Source organism: Pedobacter psychrotolerans, assembly GCF_004340665.1.
Lineage (GTDB): Bacteria > Bacteroidota > Bacteroidia > Sphingobacteriales > Sphingobacteriaceae > Pedobacter > Pedobacter psychrotolerans.
In genome coordinates, this window is record NZ_SLWO01000004.1 from 497,066 (window position 1) to 514,366 (window position 17,301).

Consider the following 17,301-nt stretch of genomic DNA (forward strand, 5'->3'; position numbering starts at 1 on the left):
CAGATTAGAAGTTAAGGTTAAGACCAAGCGTGTAAACTCTAGCCGAAGGATAAGTTCCCCAGTCGATACCAACGGCTCTTACGCCATCGCCCTGACCATTGCTACTGGTATAAATCTCCGGATCGAGGCCAGTATATTTAGTAAAGGTTAAAAGATTTTGTCCGCTCACATAAATGCGCATCGATGCTATTTTCAAAGCAGAAAGTACTTTCGGACTCAAACTATAGCCAATTTGCAGGTTTTTTAACCTTAAATATGAGCCATCTTCCAGGAATCGTGTTGATGGTCTTTTATTATTGGTAGAAGAAGCAGAACTCCAGGTTAGGCGGGGAAATTGATTGGTACTCCCTTCTCCATTCCAGCTGCCTGTAGCCACACGTTCGGTAATATTAAAGGCACGATAGAATCCTTCAGTATCTGTTGCCACCTGGTTATACAACTTATTGCCATATGCCCCCTGGAAGAATACACTCAGGTCAAACTGCTTAAACTTCAGGTTTCCAGTAAAGCCATAGGTTAGTTTCGGGATAGGACTTCCTGCAAACTCACGGTCCTTTTCATCAATAATACCATCGCCATTGCTATCTTTATACTTCACATCACCAGGCTGAATGCCTGTACCTTGGTAAGCGTGTGTAAAAATATCCAGGTCGTTCTGGAAAATCCCTTCCATAGGCAGTAAATAAAATGCGCCAATGGGTTGCCCTACAGCGGTAAGTGTAGCATAATATTCATTATCAATTCTTCCACCCACAATCGACGATCCAGCCAGCGAAAGCACTTTATTTTTTAGGGTAGCCATATTTCCGGATACATCATAACTCCAGTTTTCAGAAATCTGATCGCGATAAGAAATTTGAAGTTCAAGTCCTTGATTACGCACTTTACCAGCATTTACGTACGGACTTCCACCTCCGCCTGCACTTGGTGGCAAAGGGTTAGCGAAAAGAATATCAGAATTATCCCTGATGAAATAATCTGCACTGAATTGAAGCTTATTATCAAAAAATCCGGCATCTAAACCGAAGTTGGTTTGTGTACTGGTTTCCCAGGTGATGTTGGCATTTCCCCTTGAGGTGAGTGAATTGCCAATTACCGATGTTCCACCGAACGGATAAAACCCGACAAAAGAATTCAGTGAAGTATAGGCATAATTGCTGATTTCCTGGTTACCGGTTTGCCCGATACTTGCCCTTAATTTTAGCATGGAAAGCGACTTGAAATTTTTCAGAAACGCTTCCTGATCCAATCTCCATCCTACTGATCCGGAGTAGAAATTACCATAGCGGTTAACCGGGTTTAACCTGGAAGATCCGTCTCTACGTACGGTAAAGCTGGCCAGGTATTTATCTGCATATTGATAATCAGCACGACCAAAAAGAGAGAAAAGTGCCCACCGGGATTCATTTTCGCCATTTTGCTGTACGCCGATCCCATTATCGAGGTATTGAAAATCTTCAGATTGGTTCGGGAAAATTGATCTGGAGGCAGAAAGGCCATTGGTGCGGCTTTTAATATTTTCTGTTCCTGCCAGGATATTCAGGTTATGCTTTTCACCAAACTTCATGTTATAAGTTAAAGTATTGGTCCAGTTGTAATCCAGTTGATTTGCATTGGAACGGGCCAAACTGCCGGGCGAATTCTGCGCACGGTCTCCCCAGATTTTGAAGAACTGTTTAAAATCGGTAATCACCAATGTTCCTCCCAAAGTGGTGCGGAATTTTAATCCGTCGATAATTTTAGCCTCCAGAAATACATTTCCCAGCGCACTGTATGCATTGTTATTCCGGTCGAAATTATCGGCATAACCTACGGGATTTAATCCATCACCAAAGAAATTCGAATTTTCCGGAAGATCTACATAATCGCCATTGGCCTTAAATACCGGCGTTGCCGGTGTGCGAAAAAGGGCATAACGCATTACGCTGGCGCCCTGATTTCCATTCCCAAAACCATCTCCAGAGGCACCTACCTGTTTGGTTTTCGCATAAGAAAGATTCAGGTTTAATCCGGTAGAAAAGATTTTAGACAAAGTACTGTTTACCGCTGTACGCAGGTTAAACCGATCATAAGCACTATTATTGATCAGTCCATCCTGTTTATAATAATTGGCTGCCACCAGGTAATTCCCGGTTTCATTTCCACCACTTACGGAAAGGTTACTATTATTAATCAGTGCCGGTTGCAATACTTCTTTCTGCCAGTTTACATCGGGCAAACTTGCAGCCAGAGAAGCAGGAATTTGCGTCCGTCCATCAGCCGCAGCAGCAGCATTAAAGGCCGCAACATATTGTGGGGTATTGGCCATTTTAATTAAATCGCCATGAACCTGAACACCCGTATATTGTGAAAGATTAACCGTCGATTTACCCGATTTACCTTTTTTAGTGGTTACCACAACAACACCATTCGATGCTCTTGCCCCATAAATGGAAGCTGATGAAGCATCTTTTAAAATACTAATGCTTTCAATATCTGTTGGAGAGATCTGATTAATACCGGAAGTGCTCGGTACACCATCTATCACATAAAGCGGATTATTATTGTTGATGGTACCTACTCCACGAATCCGTACAGCAATACCTTCGCCAGGAGCGCCGGTACCTTGTGTAACCGATACGCCGGCCGCTTTTCCCTGCAATACCTGATCGACACCGCCTACTGGCATATTATCGATATCGCTCGACTTGATCTGGGAAACGGCTCCAGTGAGATCCTTCTTTTGCTGGGATGAATAACCGGTAACCACCACATCATCTAATTTCTGATTCGATGGAACTAAAGAAACTGATACTTCCGTCTGGCTGCCTGGCTTTAAAGTTCTGGTGGCATAGCCAATAAACAGTACCTGAATGGATGCATTACGATCGGGTAAATTAATCGTAAAACGCCCATCAGCATCAGTGGTAGCTTTATTTGGCTTCCCTACTACTTGCACGATGGCCCCAGGAATAGGAACACCTTTTTCATCTTTCACGATACCTTTCAAAACCCTTGAAGTGGTATCAGAAGCATTTGGCCGGGAAGTTTTGGTTAGTGTATTTTGACCTGCGGAAGCCGGAGTGGCAGTTTTTACAGGATTAGGAGTTTGAGGAACGTTAACAGGCGGTGTGGATGCGGGTTGTATTTTTAGAACCGAATCTGGCGGACTTTGTGCTTTCGCCGTGGAATCCGGTCGCCGCTTCAGCGAGTCTGGAGCAGTTTGGGCCTGTGTACTGGCTGCAGCAGATAGGACAAAAAACAGGAAATACCTTCTTAACAGTAGCTTCATATAAAATTTCGGGTTAATGATCTTAATCTTATCTGCAATACAATCGAGAAGGGGTAAATGTTTTAGGATAGATTCATTTTATTTTTAACACAGAAGGAAGAAATAACAAAACATGGCTTTCCATTAAGTATATAGCGAAACAAAAAAACATCACAGATTTTGCAAAGTTGTAAGCTTTCTGTTAACTACAGGCTTGAGTATAAAGAGTAAGAATCATTACAATGGATATACTGGATTGGTTTATCCAACCTTCACCCCTTTCCAAAACGCAACATAACCTTTAATTTCTTTAGCAGCATCCTTTGGTTCTGGATAGTACCAAGCAGCATCTTCGTTCTTTTGACCATCAACGACCAAAGTATAGTAAGATGCTTCTCCCTTCCATGGACAAACGGTATGTTTGTTTGATGTCTGAAAAAATTCCTGTCTTACAGAAGATGCAGGAAAATAATGATTGTTTTCAACTACGATTGTATCGTCACTCTCTGCTAAAGTTTGATTGTTCCAGGTGGCTTTCATAATTTTTATTTCTTATTAAGATCAACCGATCAATCTGGATTTTGTTTTGATGAAAAATGCTTAGAAGTATGAATGGCTTTGGCAACTGTTTTAAATGAACAATGATTCAGGAAGATCACTCAGCAAACACCTTCAACTTTTCGCAATTTTTTTGATTAATGCGATGAGAATTATCGAATATATCAAGGTACAAAATGAAGCGTCCAGATCATCAATGATGATCTGGACGCTTCATGTTTATAAATGAGTTAAGATTATTTAGACAGCATTGCAGATTGATCTGCATGCATGATCGCTTCTGAAGCGTAAGATGCCGATTTTAGACTGGCGAAATCGGCTAGCTTTACATTTTTCATATTGCTGGCAATCATAGTGCTATTACCGGCAGTACCATTTAATTTCAACACTGCATCTTCTTTTACTACGGTATATAAACTGGCCGTAGTCGTTTTGATTCTGGCTGTGGCACTTTGACTGATAAACAACTGCAGGTTTTTAACATCGAAGTTGTTACTGGTAACCACCACTGATTGTCCGTAAGCTTCAATCCTTTCTAAATCTTTCAAAGTAATGTTAAGGGTTACCTGATTGGTTTCTTCTGAATTGATAAATAAGGTTTTACCGTCAGTAGATATGGAAGTTTTGGCTGTACTGTAATTCTCTGTACCTGTAATATTTTGTTTTTCACCTTGTGTTAAAACAATTTTTACATTCCCGCTTACCCAGATGCGGTTTACGGTTGATAATTTAGAAGTTTTTGTTTCAGATACAATTGGTTCAGCTGCAAAAGTAGAAATGGCTGATGAAGTAAATACTACTGCTGTTAATGCTGCTGCGAATAATGTTTTTGTTAAAGTTTTCATGTCTTTATATTTAAGTTTTTTCTTTTGTTTTTTTGATAATAAGACGCCATCACTCCAGATAAGTTGCAAGCAAAATCATCATATTATACCAGTACAGGTAACATCCAGACCAACGCCTGAAATTTCACGACGAACCAGATGTAACCTTCGAAAATTTTAGCACTTAAATAGAAATATAGTTTGAGCATAATGAAAATATAACATCTCTGAAATGGTTTAAAACCCTACAATTATGCAATTATTTAACAATGAGGTTAAGCAAACCTAATGTAGTGTAAACATACCAAGGCTATATTTGGACTTAATTGTCTTTCACATGAAATATGAGCATGTTCAAACTGCAGATCAGGCAGCTGAAACCCATAGAAATATCCAGGTGGAATTTCTCAATATTTTTAAATTCAACCAACTTATGCTGATCTCAAAAAAGCTAAACAGTGTAATGGATGCTAACTCACATGGCCCGGAGCATAATACTTATACCATGCATGAGGAATAAGTATCTCTAATTTTATCTAATTATTAAGATACAAAGAACAAGGTGTAATGAAGCAGATGACTGTTGATAAGGGAAAGATAATCGATTTCGATTTCAGCCGTTTTCGTTTGCCTACCTATGTGATCGTGTTTAAACCACTACTCTTCCAGGAAAGAAGTAGATATATTGCAGTTCTGGGGCCTGATCTTGAAAGTGGAATAACAGGCTACGGTGAGACTCCGGAAGATGCCCTGATCAACTGGAACGATAACTTAAGATCACAAATCTATAATCTGGATTTAAAGAATGAAATCATAGATGATATCAGAAATAAAGTAGCAGCTAAAGGTAAAATAATCTAAAAAGCAGATACCTCTTATAACATTTGTCTCTGCAAAACACCTTGCATCTTTTCAATTAATAGAAAAATCAAATTCAGCTTCACATTTAAAAATTTTCTTCCACCAATTTGCCATTGATTACAGCTCCAGCTATCCCGCCGGTAGAAACAGCAAGGGCAACAGAACGCATCATGTTCGTATTATCGCCACAGGCATATATGCCGTCGATATTAGTTTCTTGGAAAGGTCCCACTTTAATATATCCATGTTCAGTAAGTTCACAGCCTAACGATACGGGTAGATTAGAATGTTGCGTAAATGGCAAAGCCGCATAAAGTGCTTCAAAACGTCTTGAAGTTCCGTCAGCGAAAATTACTTGCTGAATAATTCCATCCTGATGTTCAATAGCTGTGATGGCTGTTTCAATTATTTGAATACCATGCTGCTTTAATTTTAAGATTTGTTCATCTTTAAAATCTGGCTTACCATTGGTTAGTAATGTGACCTGATCTGTTAGGTTATTGACCATAGAAGCTAAATGAAAAGCCCTTGCGCCATTCGCTAAAATTCCGGTAACCTTACCTCTAAACTCATATCCATGACAATACGGGCAATGAATTACTGAAATTCCCCAACACTCGGCGAAGCCTTTAATATCAAGCATGGTATCTTTTATACCAGTCGCAAAAATTATTTTCTTTGCATAAAATTCTATACCTGATTGAGTGATGATTTTAAAACCTTCATCAACTTTTTCAGCGCCAATAGCGATATCTTTCAAAAAAGACACCGTTTGATATTTCAACACTTCAGCTTTTGCTTTTTCTGAAATTTCGCTTGGTTTTTCCCCATCGTGGGTAATAAAGTTATGGGAATAAGGTGTTTGCCTGTTACAAGGTAGGCCACTATCAATAATTAAAACTTTTCTTAATGATCGCCCTAATGCCATTGCAGCTGAAAGTCCTGCATAACTTCCGCCAATAATGATTACCTCAAAATATTTAATGTCTGCCATAAAATTATGCTATATCAATGTGATTGATAGAAAAAAGTAAAGCCAATACCCGGGCTTTTTACCTGAAATATAACTTTTATCCTACCCCGTTTCTATCTGATCATCAAATATAGACATAGATTATATAATGCAACTATGATGCATCAATTATTGCAATAATGTTGCAAATAACCTTTAGTCACCTCTTTATAATTAACCTGAATCAGTAATGCTACTTCTTTCTATTTTGAGATCTGTTTGTGAGATATTGCTGCGTTTTGATGTTTTCCCACATGATTAACTTATCCTCAATTTTTGAAAATGCACGAATATCTCCATCCTGAGAAATGACCAGCCCTAAAGCCGTTGGATGGTTCCAGCAATAGGCAATCATAGATCGGTGCCTGGTTCCGTAATAACGTGGATCGTGTGCTTCAAGCGACTTTGGTGTAGCCGTCGCGGTGGTGGAAACAAAAATTTTCCTTGGCATTTTCTTCGCTCGTAAAACTGCGCCGAAGCCATTGGTGACCATGCTCCTGTTAAAAAGCACAACTCCATCTACACAACTTTGTGAGGCTATGAAGTCGATGGCTCCCTTAATTTCATCGGCAGTTCCTTTTTTGTTGTAAAAAGATGCCGATTCACGCAGGTAAAGTTCTTTACTGATGGTTCTTTTACCTGTATGCATGCCACCCTCAATTGTATTTTCCGAAACAAAATTATCAACAGCAGCCTTGGCATGTGCAACCATCGCCAAGGTAAGTCGCTCATAATGAATCCGGTATTTTACATCAAGGTCTGCACTGTCATCTGCCAGCAGTATGGCTCCACCATGCTGATAATTCTGAATCTTAAGCAATAACCTGGAAAAAGTCTGGATCCACAGCCCATCCAAAAAATCTTCCCACTCCGCATATTGCTCGTTAGGATGTTCTTTTTCCAGATATTCACGAAGATTAACCTTTAAAAATTCCGCATTTTTTCTCAGGATTTTTGAAATCGGGCCTATCGTAAGCACATCCAGATAGCGTTTAACCAATATGTTTTGCTTCAAAGTGGCCAATAATTCATAATCAAAAAGCACATGCAATGTTCCAATATCACTCACTGATACCTGAAACAATCCAGGTTGTTCTGAGCCCGTATCCGATTCATAATTCAGGAAATTCTGGTAATGCATCGCCTGATCAATCATTCCCCAAATATAAAGCTTGCCTTTCTCATCGTAATAAACAGCCAGAGAAGAACTCGCCGGATCGGCAGCCTTAGAAAGCTTGGCCAATGTTTTAGTATCCATGATTAAAGCCTGCTCAAAGGCAATACAGCTCCACCTTTCAGGAACAAGATGGCTTGGAGGTGCCGGATCTGGATTTGAGGGATCAATAAAGGTTACGGTTACCCTGATCAAATCGCTTTCTTCTTTGCACATGCTCGAATAGAACAGGCAGTCGAATAAATCAACTAATACCTCAAGATTGGGAAGCGGAAATTTTTGCTTCGTCAGCCTGAGCTTATCGTGGACCAGAACGGCAAGGTCCTGAGGGCGTGAATTTTCCAATTTGATCTTCGTTTTTTACTATAAACACAAGGTAATCAAAATCGTTTGGTTGTAAAGATCGTAATTCCCTTCTTTCAGAGGGTGGTCGTAGATTGGGGGTATTAAAAGCAGTATTAATAAATCAAATTATGGTACTTAAACAGATTAGATTGCTTCGTGCCTCGCAATGACGATATATGCATTAAATGATGCCTTTGCATAAGGGTGCTTGCTTACTGTAGTGTGAAAAGCTGTGAACAATAACTTGGAACTTCTAATCATCCAATTTACCTACATAAATAAATACCTGATACCTAACTGCAGACTATACGTGGAATTGAAACTCACATCATTTCTAAAGGTTTGAGAAACAGGTACTCCTCCAATGCTACTCAGGTTAAATTTAGGTTGTATATTTCCATTAGGAGAAATCTGATCCAGGTTAACGGGCACCAAAATCGCCGCATTATTGACCAGTTTTCTCAATCCCCAGTTGGGATTGAAGAGATTTGCGGCATTAATGAGATCAACTCCTATTTCAATATGGTGTTTTTGCGGATTGGCACCCACATCTAACCGGGCTGCAAGCCTTAAATCCAGCTGATGCCGCCAGGGAAAAACTGCACCATTTCTTTCTGCATAACGGCCTTTTCTTGTTCGGAGATATTTATCCTGTTCAACGTAGGCAAAGAACAAATCGCTTTGCTGTGCACCAGTATAACGCACTGCTTTGCCATTTTGAACGAGTGTTAAAGGCGCAAAGCTAATTTCTGAGGCATCTTTTGGTACATATATTAAAGAACGGTTCGTTCCATCTCCAACCAAATCACGTGCATAGGTATAGGAGAATCGTCCTTCTGAACTTCCCTGATAAACCAGGCCAAAATTTAAACCCAATGTTTTGGTTAGTTTTACCGGATAGGTTAAGGTCAACACCAATCTATCCGGAACCACATAGCCGGCATAACCCAACTCCGGATTGTTAATTCCATTTACAGTTGGCGTGGCGTTAAGTGCTGAAAGTGTTTGATCGCCCTCGCCATCATTATAGCTTTTGGATATTGCTTTAACGTAGGATAACGATAAGCCAAGCTGATGTTTAAATTGTTTACTAATAGCCGCCATAACAGCAAAATAATAGCCACCGGAAGCATTTGAAATGGACACCACATTAAGCGCATTATTACCTTCAGGATCAGGTAATCCAGCCGCATTAAGCCGATTGATAAATTTGTTGTTATTATTTTGTGGATAAACAAGCCTGTGATCAGGATAATCCGTTACGCTCAGTTGTGTAGGCTGAATCAGGTTCAAATCTTGAAAATAGATACTTCTGATGTCCCGATTGTAAAACGTTTCCAGTGTGGCCTTAAATTCACCAGGCAAATTAGCATCAATGCCAATACTCGATTTCCAGCTTTGAGGCATCTTAAAATTACTGGAAAGAACGCTACTTACTGACGGCAGAACATCTTTTGTATCCTTATTTAAAGGCACTTTATCATCCGGACTGAAAGCAAAGGGGGTATTGGCTTGCCCTTGCCAGGTTTGACTAATCTGTTTCACACCAGAATACCTGGCCTGGCTGATTACCCACACTGAGGGGATTCGACCGGTGAAGATTCCGCTGCCAAGTCTAAGTGAGAGCGAGTGGTCATCCAAAATATCATAACGGAAAGAGAATCTCGGTGCCAGCAATAAAGCTGGCTTTGGAAGCTTTGAGGTATTAATCATTGTACCACCTGCAAAAACCAATTTTGATAGCGCCATATTTTCAGGAATGGCTTTCGGAAAAACAGATAGATCACCCCTTAAACCTGCGGTAAGTGTAATCCTCGAACCCAGGTATAAAGTATGCTGTAAAAACACAGCCATGTTCAGGTAATCGAAATGATAGCTGGGTAAAGCATCCTGATACTCTGTAGGGTACGTCAGTGCATAGTCTATAGGATTTTTACCAGATGTAAAATCTTCCCAGGAAGAAAAAGTATAATAACCAGTTCCAAAAGGCATATAGCTGTTTTTGGTATTGATATAATCGGCTTGTAAACCAAAATCCCAGCTATTTCTTCCTGGTTTCCAGTGCAGAATATTGCTAAGAGAAAACAACCCTACTTTTCTTTTATTGTTGTAGGAGAATGGTTCATAACCAAAAGAAGTAAAAGGAACACCGTTTTTTAAAATGTCTACAAATGGAAAGGGTTCACTGTCTGCATTCCGTTTTTCAAGCTGCCCGGTGTACGAAGCCCTGATCATATTACTTAAGGATGCGGAGAATCTGCTATCCCACTCTACTGAAAGGGAATAAAACTGAGATTCGGTCGTAAAATTGGTATTGGAAAATGGCAATGCATTAATGTTCCGCCTGCCAGCACTGGACGCAAAAGGCACAAGCGGACTTCTTGATCCATTTAGCAACTCTGGCTTATCGCTATTCAATTGATTATATCGAATACTCAGGGTATTGTTTTTGGCAATATTCCAATCGGCACGAAGTAGAAACTTTTTGCTTTTATTTTTAAAATCATAATCCTGGTACGGCCCCGTATGGTAACCGTAAGTTTGCAGCAAATAATCGCTGATGTGATCCAGCTCCGTAACAGTTGGCCTCGCAATATTTGGCAGACTGCCATAAGGCTGTGAATCTGTAGCGGCCTTAAATACTTGAGGCTGATAAACTTCATGTTCCTGCTCATAGCTGATGAAATAGAAAAGCTTGTTTTTTAATATGGGCCCGCCAATGCTGAATCCATTTAACAGGTAGCTTAACGGACGTTTATCTAACTTTTGAGAGCCTACTGATGATCCATAACTCTGCTGGTTGCGAAAGTAGGAATATAAAGAGGCTTCTACATCATTGCTTCCTGATCGGCTAACGATATTGATTGATCCTCCGATAAAGCCTGATTCCCATATTGAACTATAAGGTGCCGGGTTTACCGCAATTTCTGAAATGGCATCAAGCGCAATAGGCTGTGCACCATTACCAGGAATATTATCCCCAACGCCAAAATTATTATTGAATTCTGAGCCATCTATCGTAATGAAGTTTTGCCGGTAATTCCCTCCTGCAATTGCGGCACCAAAACTTAAAGGGCTAAGCCTTGTAAAATCACTGATGCCCCTTTTAATGGTTGGCAACATGCTGATTTGCTTCCTTTCCATGTTAAATGAAGCAGGCGCAGAACCTGTTTTAAGCACATTGCTGGTTTTTGGAAGACTGATCACTAGATCATTTAAAACGGTAACTTCTTCCTGCAGTTTAATGTCCATTAACTTTCCTTCATCAAGTTGAAGAAATAGATCAGCTAAACGATAAGGCTTAAAACCAATTGATTTAACTTCTAGTAGGTAAGGGCCACCTGATCTGATATCAGCCATCAGGTAGCCCCCCGCTAAATTACTTGCACATCCATAAACGGTATGGGTGGATGTATGAATAAGGGTAATGGAAGCACCACTTACCGCATGGCCCGATTCATCTTCTATTCTTCCAGACAAAAATGTCCTTGTAGTCTGCGCGGTGCAGTCAATAGAAAGAAATAGCAGATAGAAAAACAGCAGCCTCATGGATTAAATGCTATACCACACCTCCCATTAACGGATCGGTTTTACCTACACGGCCGGTTTCTACCCTTCCGGCAAAACGCTCGATGTATTGATCTTTTCCCGCTACGCTGATACTGAAATCGTACCAGTTATAACTTTTTGACAAATCAATCAGCTGGTTTGCTGTACTTTCTGCAGCAACCTTGATCACTTTACTTCCGGATTTGTAACTTAGATCCTTAAAAGTGACAGCAACTGCCTGCCTTCCCGTATTTTTTATGGTTAAAACAATATTACCCGTTAACTTCCCTGCCTGCTTTTCATAGGCACAATTCACCGAAATGGCTGGATTATGTTGATCACCGGCAAACTCTCTCAAGAATCCGTTCGGACCATGAACCTTTAAATGATATTGGCCATTTTCAAAATCTGCCAAAGCAAATTCATCCTTTAACACATCACCAGCTTTTACGGTATAATCCCATACTTTTAATTGTTCTCCTTTAAATGGCTTCATGCCATAAACGGTAAAAGCAGAACCCGCAGCCTTTTTAGCAAAGGCAGTATTGGCGGCATTCAATTGAAGTTCGAAATGATTTCCTTTGAGTGTGCCATTAACATAAAATTCATATGGCAATGCACAGGAAGCCCTGATTCCTTTTTCCTGCTGAGGGAAATAGGGCGAAAGGCGATGATCTGTATTGATTACCTTTATTTCTTCCTGACTTAATTTTCTGTAATTATCAGGGAGTTCTTTAAATTTAGCAGAATAGATGGTTTGCATGAAAGGTTCTTTCTCCATCAAGGTAGGCTGGGTAATCTTTTCTCCATTGTAAGGTCTGAACACCGAACTTAAATCACCACAAACCGTTCTTCTCCAGGGGCTGATATTTTCCTCCACGATTTTTTTATTGTACTTTTTCTCTAGAAAGTTTTCTAGAAACTGAAGTGAAGAAGTATGATCAAACACTTCAGAGCATACAAAACCACCACGGGTCCACGGAGATACAATCACCATTGGCACGCGGTAACCCAGGCCAATCTGACTTTCTCTAATGTTGCTTTCTTTGGTAGAAGGATTGGTTTGCTGATCTTTTGCTGCGTAATCCAATAAGGTATCAATCCCTTCTGAAACTTTCCCTGCATTTTCTTTAAAAGGATGTGGTGGCACGAAAGGAGGCACATGGTCAAAATAACCATCATTTTCATCATAAGTCATGATAAAAATGGTTTTTTTCCACTGTTCCGGATTTTTGGTCAGGATTTCCATTACTTCACTTACAAACCATGAACCAAACCAGGGAACACCCGGATGATCGGAGAAATTAGCTGGAGTCATTAACCAGGAAACGGTAGGCAATGTTCCACCATCCACATCTTTACGGAACTGGTGAAGAATATCTCCTTTTGGAATATTCAGTTCTCTTTCCACGCCGTTTTCATCATATTTCAATGGACTCAAACGGTGAAAATCAGGATCATTTGAATTGATTCCAAAAGCTTTGGCATTTAAGTTTTTTGATTGTTCAGATAAGGCCGCATGGTTTTCCATGGTATACAGTTTCATTTCTTCCTCTGTTTTTGCCAATAACTTTTTAATCGCCTCCACTTTATTCCGCTCCTCATCAGTAAGTTGCTGCTTGGCAGAATCGGCAATTTGTTTCAGCAAAAGTGCCTTCTTTTCAGTTAGATTAGCAATTGCGCCCGGATGCAAACGAACGTTATACTGCTGAAAATATTCCATCACATTGGTACCGAAATTACTCAACCACGAACTCTCCTCTCCATTAAGACCAAAGCCCATGGTTAATTCATTTTGATAAATTTTCCATGATACATCATTTTCCTCCAATCGTTCTGGAAAGGTTTTCCAGTTTAATGTTGGCTTGTCGTAATTGTTGTTATTCCATAAATGCGCCACACCTTCTGGCTTATTGCTTTCCCTTACCGTTCCGGTCATCCAGTAAAAACGATTGGGGTGTGTTCCTGCAATAACGGAACAAAAATTCTGGTCGCAAACGGTAAAGGCATCCGCTAACGCATAGTAAAACGGAAAGTCTTCACGCTTGCAGTAACCAATGGTCAATGGCATATGGGCATAGGTAGGTTTATACGCCTTTTTAACATCCAGCCATTTATCGTACTTTCCGCCATTTCTCGCATCTGTCTGATCCGTCCAGTTGTGAGGTGTAGAACCCATCCAGGCAATTTTCGTTTCTTTAATATTCAGGTGCCACGGCGCATAGGTTTCGCCTTCTTTGTTGGATTGAAGCCAAACCTTATTCTGATTGGCCAAAGTAATGGCTCTTGGATCATTAAAGCCCCTTACCCCTTGCATCATCCCAAAAGTATGATCGAACGAACGGTTTTCCTGCATCAGGAAAACAATATGTTCTGCATCATAAAATGTACTGCCAATAGCAGGATCAATGGCAAGTGCCTTTTGTATTGCCGGTGGCAACATACCTGATAAGGCAGCGCCTCCTGATAGGAGGGCTGCCTTTTTTATAAAATCTCTACGGGTATCCATTATATTTTATTTATTATTTTAAAACGAGTATCTGGCACCAAGTTGTATCTGGTACGGCGTACCTGCTGCCTGCGTAACACCAACATTTTCATTCACACGGTATTCATATTGCTTTTTAGCCTGATCAAAACGGCTAACCAACAACAGGGTTTGATCGCCAAGATTATAATTTACACCCCATTTCTTATTTAACAGGTTAGCAAAGTTGAAGGCATCAAAACTTAAGGTTAACTTCTGGTTTTTATAGGTTTTGAAATCCTTTTGTAACCTCAGGTCGAAGGTTCCGGAGAAAGGATTAACGCCACCATTCCGGTTTGCAATTTTGCCCAGGCTCTTTAGAATATAATCCTTTGCCCTGTTATCCGGATTATTTAAAACCTTTTCCATAGAGGCTTTAACCGATGCACTGGTTGCGGGATTGTTAGGATCAAAAACAAAGGCCAGATCATTATCATTACCTGGTCCGCCTACGAAATCGCCGTTCAGGTCGGCATCAACCGTCATGGAATAACGCGTACCGCCAATCCCCCTGAAAGTTGCGCCCAAAGAAAAGCCTTTCCATGTTGGCGTGGTTCCATAAACCACCAGTTTGCTCCGGTATTGGTTATCTGAATAATCGATTGAGGTTAAATCTCTCGGATCAGACTTAACGGGCCTGAAGGTTGAGGTATTGGCCACATTACCATTATAAGAAGAGTTATCTTTTGCATCGTTTAAGGTGTAGCTCACATTCAGGTATCCATCTTTTAGGTAGCGGAAACTGGCATCTAAAATCATGGCTTTCTGCTTCAGTTCGGCACCATTGGTCAGCATCAGCACCCTGCCTACTTCATTTGTTTTTCTGCCCAATACATTATTGGTAATTCCAGATGCAGTTATAGAAGCCGCAGGAACAAAAACACCGCGATTTTCTTCATTCGCAAGGGTGAAGTAAGGATTGTCTGCAAGGTTTCTATCCAGATAAACATAATTGTTTTTGGTATAAGAATACAATAAGTTTATCCCCAGCCTCAAACGGTCTCCAATGATTTTGTTGTAACTTAAATTGGCTTTAAAAATGGAAGGCATTTTAAGGTTCGGATCATTGAGGTTAATGGTTGATACGTAAGGTACGCCTGCGATGATACCTGGAGCAGAAGATGGGTTTCTGCGGTAAGCAGGAAAATCAGGAACTGGTACCAGGCTTGCACCTGTAGCCGGACGAGAAACATCTATCGAAGCCACCTTCGTACCACTATTCTGGATGTTATTTACCTGCGCATAATTCACCGGGTAAGAAGAGAACAATCCACCTCCAAAGCGGATAATATCTTTTTTCTCTCCAGCAATATCCCAGGTTAATTGAATACGGGGTTGAATTTTTCCGGCATCGGTGATCCTGCTGTCGGTTCTTAAACCTAAGGTACGTTCAACAACAGGATTATAATCTGCACGTGTTAAAAAGCTGGTTACATCATAACGTAAACCAAACATGGCATTGATGTTTTTGCTGATATCAAATTCAACCTGTCCGAATAATGAAGCATTCAAAATATATTGCTGCACAGATGGTATACCATTTATGGGTGCTTCCCTCGCATATCTGGAGGCATTCAGGTTATTAAAATCTGCCAGACTGTTAAAAATGAACCTACCGTTCTGTTCACTGGAGATATAAGTGTCCATATAGGTCAGCGTATTATCAGTACCAAAGGTGAACTTATATTTATCCACCGTGAGGTATGACGTATTAATTAACTGAAACTGATTTTCTAGATTATTCTCCGGATAAAAACGCTGGCCACCCAATTGTACGGTTTTACTGCCCAAAGTTCCGTTTGGCAATGTTGATCTTACGGTCACAATTGCTCTCGGAATATTATCAGCAGGCAATTCACTGTTTGGCACATAATTACGTGTGGCAGACTGATATTGAAGTTTAAATTCATTTAAAAATGTTGGCGTAAATTGTGAACGCAAGGCAACAAGTGTGGTATTTTCTCTTGATTTGAAATCACCCCAAACTTCATAAAGGTTAATATTGGAGTTATCGCTGTTACTTACCGGGTTTAACCAATCGCTATAATTATTACGGATGGTTAACCTGTGCTTATCATTAATCTGCCAGTCTAAGCGGGCAAAAAAAGTATTGGCGAGTGTTTTACGTTTAAACTCACCAGTTTGCGGACCACTACCCAGGCCATATTTTGCCCTTCCGATATTAACCACACTATCTAAAGCACCCTTGCTGATTCCAAGCGAAATTTCATCATCACTGTTTTGGATATCAGCAATAAAAAATGGCATGGTTTCATCCTGACGATCGAGCGCAGTAAAGAAATGCAGTTTATCTTTAATGATTGCACCACCTAAACTAAAGCCATATTGGTTGGTCGTAAATTTCTGTGTGCGTTTGTTTCCCCTGATGTCATAAGGACTGGCGAGAAAATCAGACCGGTAATAATCAAACACAGAACCCGTTAGTGTATTCGTTCCGGATTTGGTTACCGCACTCACCGTACCTCCACCTTCTCTACCCCTACTTACATCGTATACGTTTGTGGCTACTTCGAACTCACGAATGGCTTCGAGTGATAGAGAATAAGGTCCGCTACCAATGGCTCCTGAAGTCAGGTTATTCCGGGCACTTGCTCCATCAATTACATAATTGGTTGAAGAAGCACGCTGACCACTGATGTTGGTTCCGTTGGTGGTTGGTGCCAGGGCAGACAGATTATTAAAGTTCCTGTTTTGTGTGGGCAATTGTTGAATATTCTGTGAGGTAATCGCAGTACTGGAACCCAACCGATCGATTCGTTTCGTTAATGAATTGGCACTTACCACTACATCATCCAGGTTAGTATTCGATTCCTGCATCTTAAAATTGGCCACAATATTATCACCTTGATTCAGGGCAAAATCAGATTTGACTTGTTTAGGATATCCAATGAAACTTACCGTTACCGTATAAGGCTTACCAAGTGGCAATTGAATCAGGTTGTATAAACCATCTTTATTGGTTGACACTACCGCACGAAATCCGTTTGATTCGTTACGAACCACAACAGATGCCCCGGGTATGGCGGCCCCATTCTGATCAACCACTTTCCCTGATATGGAAGCATCAGTAGATTGAGCCATTGTGTTGAAACTAATTGTGGTTGCCAAAAAGAATGTCATTACATTCAATAGAATTAATAATAAAAGATTTATTTGCTTTTTTTTAAAAAACTGGTAATA

10 protein-coding genes are annotated in these 17,301 nt (G+C 40.3%); 2 read left to right on the top strand and 8 right to left on the bottom strand.

Annotation, left to right across the window (positions count from 1 at the left end):
• Positions 1-4 precede the first annotated feature (4 nt).
• From EV200_RS12425 to EV200_RS12435, 3 genes are all read right to left on the bottom strand, one after another.
• Positions 5-3,271: a SusC/RagA family TonB-linked outer membrane protein gene (locus EV200_RS12425; protein ID WP_132533037.1), complete on the bottom strand. Its 3,267-nt coding sequence runs from the start codon at positions 3,269-3,271 to the stop codon at positions 5-7.
• Between the two features lie 240 nt (positions 3,272-3,511).
• A complete protein-coding gene (locus EV200_RS12430; protein WP_132533039.1) occupies positions 3,512-3,790 on the bottom strand; it encodes a DUF427 domain-containing protein in 279 nt (92 codons plus the stop codon).
• A 254-nt stretch (positions 3,791-4,044) separates the two neighbouring features.
• Complete coding sequence (locus EV200_RS12435; RefSeq protein WP_132533041.1) at positions 4,045-4,653, bottom strand: GIN domain-containing protein; 609 nt, start codon at positions 4,651-4,653, stop codon at positions 4,045-4,047.
• Positions 4,654-4,969: 316 nt separating this feature from the next.
• On the opposite strand from EV200_RS12435, the gene EV200_RS12440 reads away from it, so the two are divergent.
• Both EV200_RS12440 and EV200_RS12445 read left to right on the top strand, forming a co-directional pair.
• Entirely contained in the window at positions 4,970-5,152 is a 183-nt protein-coding gene (locus EV200_RS12440) for a hypothetical protein (RefSeq protein ID WP_132533043.1), read from the top strand.
• 56 nt (positions 5,153-5,208) lie between these two features.
• Entirely contained in the window at positions 5,209-5,493 is a 285-nt protein-coding gene (locus EV200_RS12445) for a hypothetical protein (protein ID WP_188754094.1), read from the top strand.
• Positions 5,494-5,578: 85 nt separating this feature from the next.
• Here EV200_RS12445 and EV200_RS12450 read toward each other — a convergent pair whose 3' ends face one another.
• From EV200_RS12450 to EV200_RS12470, 5 genes are all read right to left on the bottom strand, one after another.
• A complete protein-coding gene (locus EV200_RS12450) occupies positions 5,579-6,487 on the bottom strand; it encodes an NAD(P)/FAD-dependent oxidoreductase (RefSeq protein ID WP_132533047.1) in 909 nt (302 codons plus the stop codon).
• 211 nt (positions 6,488-6,698) lie between these two features.
• Positions 6,699-8,024: a putative sensor domain DACNV-containing protein gene (locus EV200_RS12455; RefSeq protein WP_132533049.1), complete on the bottom strand. Its 1,326-nt coding sequence runs from the start codon at positions 8,022-8,024 to the stop codon at positions 6,699-6,701.
• A 270-nt stretch (positions 8,025-8,294) separates the two neighbouring features.
• A complete protein-coding gene (locus EV200_RS12460) occupies positions 8,295-11,504 on the bottom strand; it encodes a TonB-dependent receptor (RefSeq protein ID WP_165877924.1) in 3,210 nt (1,069 codons plus the stop codon).
• Positions 11,505-11,583: 79 nt separating this feature from the next.
• A complete protein-coding gene (locus tag EV200_RS12465) occupies positions 11,584-14,082 on the bottom strand; it encodes a phosphocholine-specific phospholipase C (protein ID WP_132533053.1) in 2,499 nt (832 codons plus the stop codon).
• A gap of 18 nt (positions 14,083-14,100) precedes the next feature.
• The gene (locus EV200_RS12470) at positions 14,101-17,241 is read right to left on the bottom strand and encodes a TonB-dependent receptor (RefSeq protein WP_132533055.1); all 3,141 of its coding nucleotides are present in this window, start codon (positions 17,239-17,241) and stop codon (positions 14,101-14,103) included.
• Positions 17,242-17,301: the final 60 nt, after the last annotated feature.

Coding starts and splice junctions, on each gene's coding strand:
- EV200_RS12440 (WP_132533043.1), top strand. CDS start 4,970: ATGAAATATGAGCATGTTCAAACTGCAGATCAGGCAGCTGAAACCCAT.
- EV200_RS12425 (WP_132533037.1), bottom strand. CDS start 3,271: ATGAAGCTACTGTTAAGAAGGTATTTCCTGTTTTTTGTCCTATCTGCT.
- EV200_RS12450 (WP_132533047.1), bottom strand. CDS start 6,487: ATGGCAGACATTAAATATTTTGAGGTAATCATTATTGGCGGAAGTTAT.
- EV200_RS12445 (WP_188754094.1), top strand. CDS start 5,209: ATGACTGTTGATAAGGGAAAGATAATCGATTTCGATTTCAGCCGTTTT.
- EV200_RS12465 (WP_132533053.1), bottom strand. CDS start 14,082: ATGGATACCCGTAGAGATTTTATAAAAAAGGCAGCCCTCCTATCAGGA.
- EV200_RS12435 (WP_132533041.1), bottom strand. CDS start 4,653: ATGAAAACTTTAACAAAAACATTATTCGCAGCAGCATTAACAGCAGTA.
- EV200_RS12430 (WP_132533039.1), bottom strand. CDS start 3,790: ATGAAAGCCACCTGGAACAATCAAACTTTAGCAGAGAGTGACGATACA.
- EV200_RS12470 (WP_132533055.1), bottom strand. CDS start 17,241: ATGACATTCTTTTTGGCAACCACAATTAGTTTCAACACAATGGCTCAA.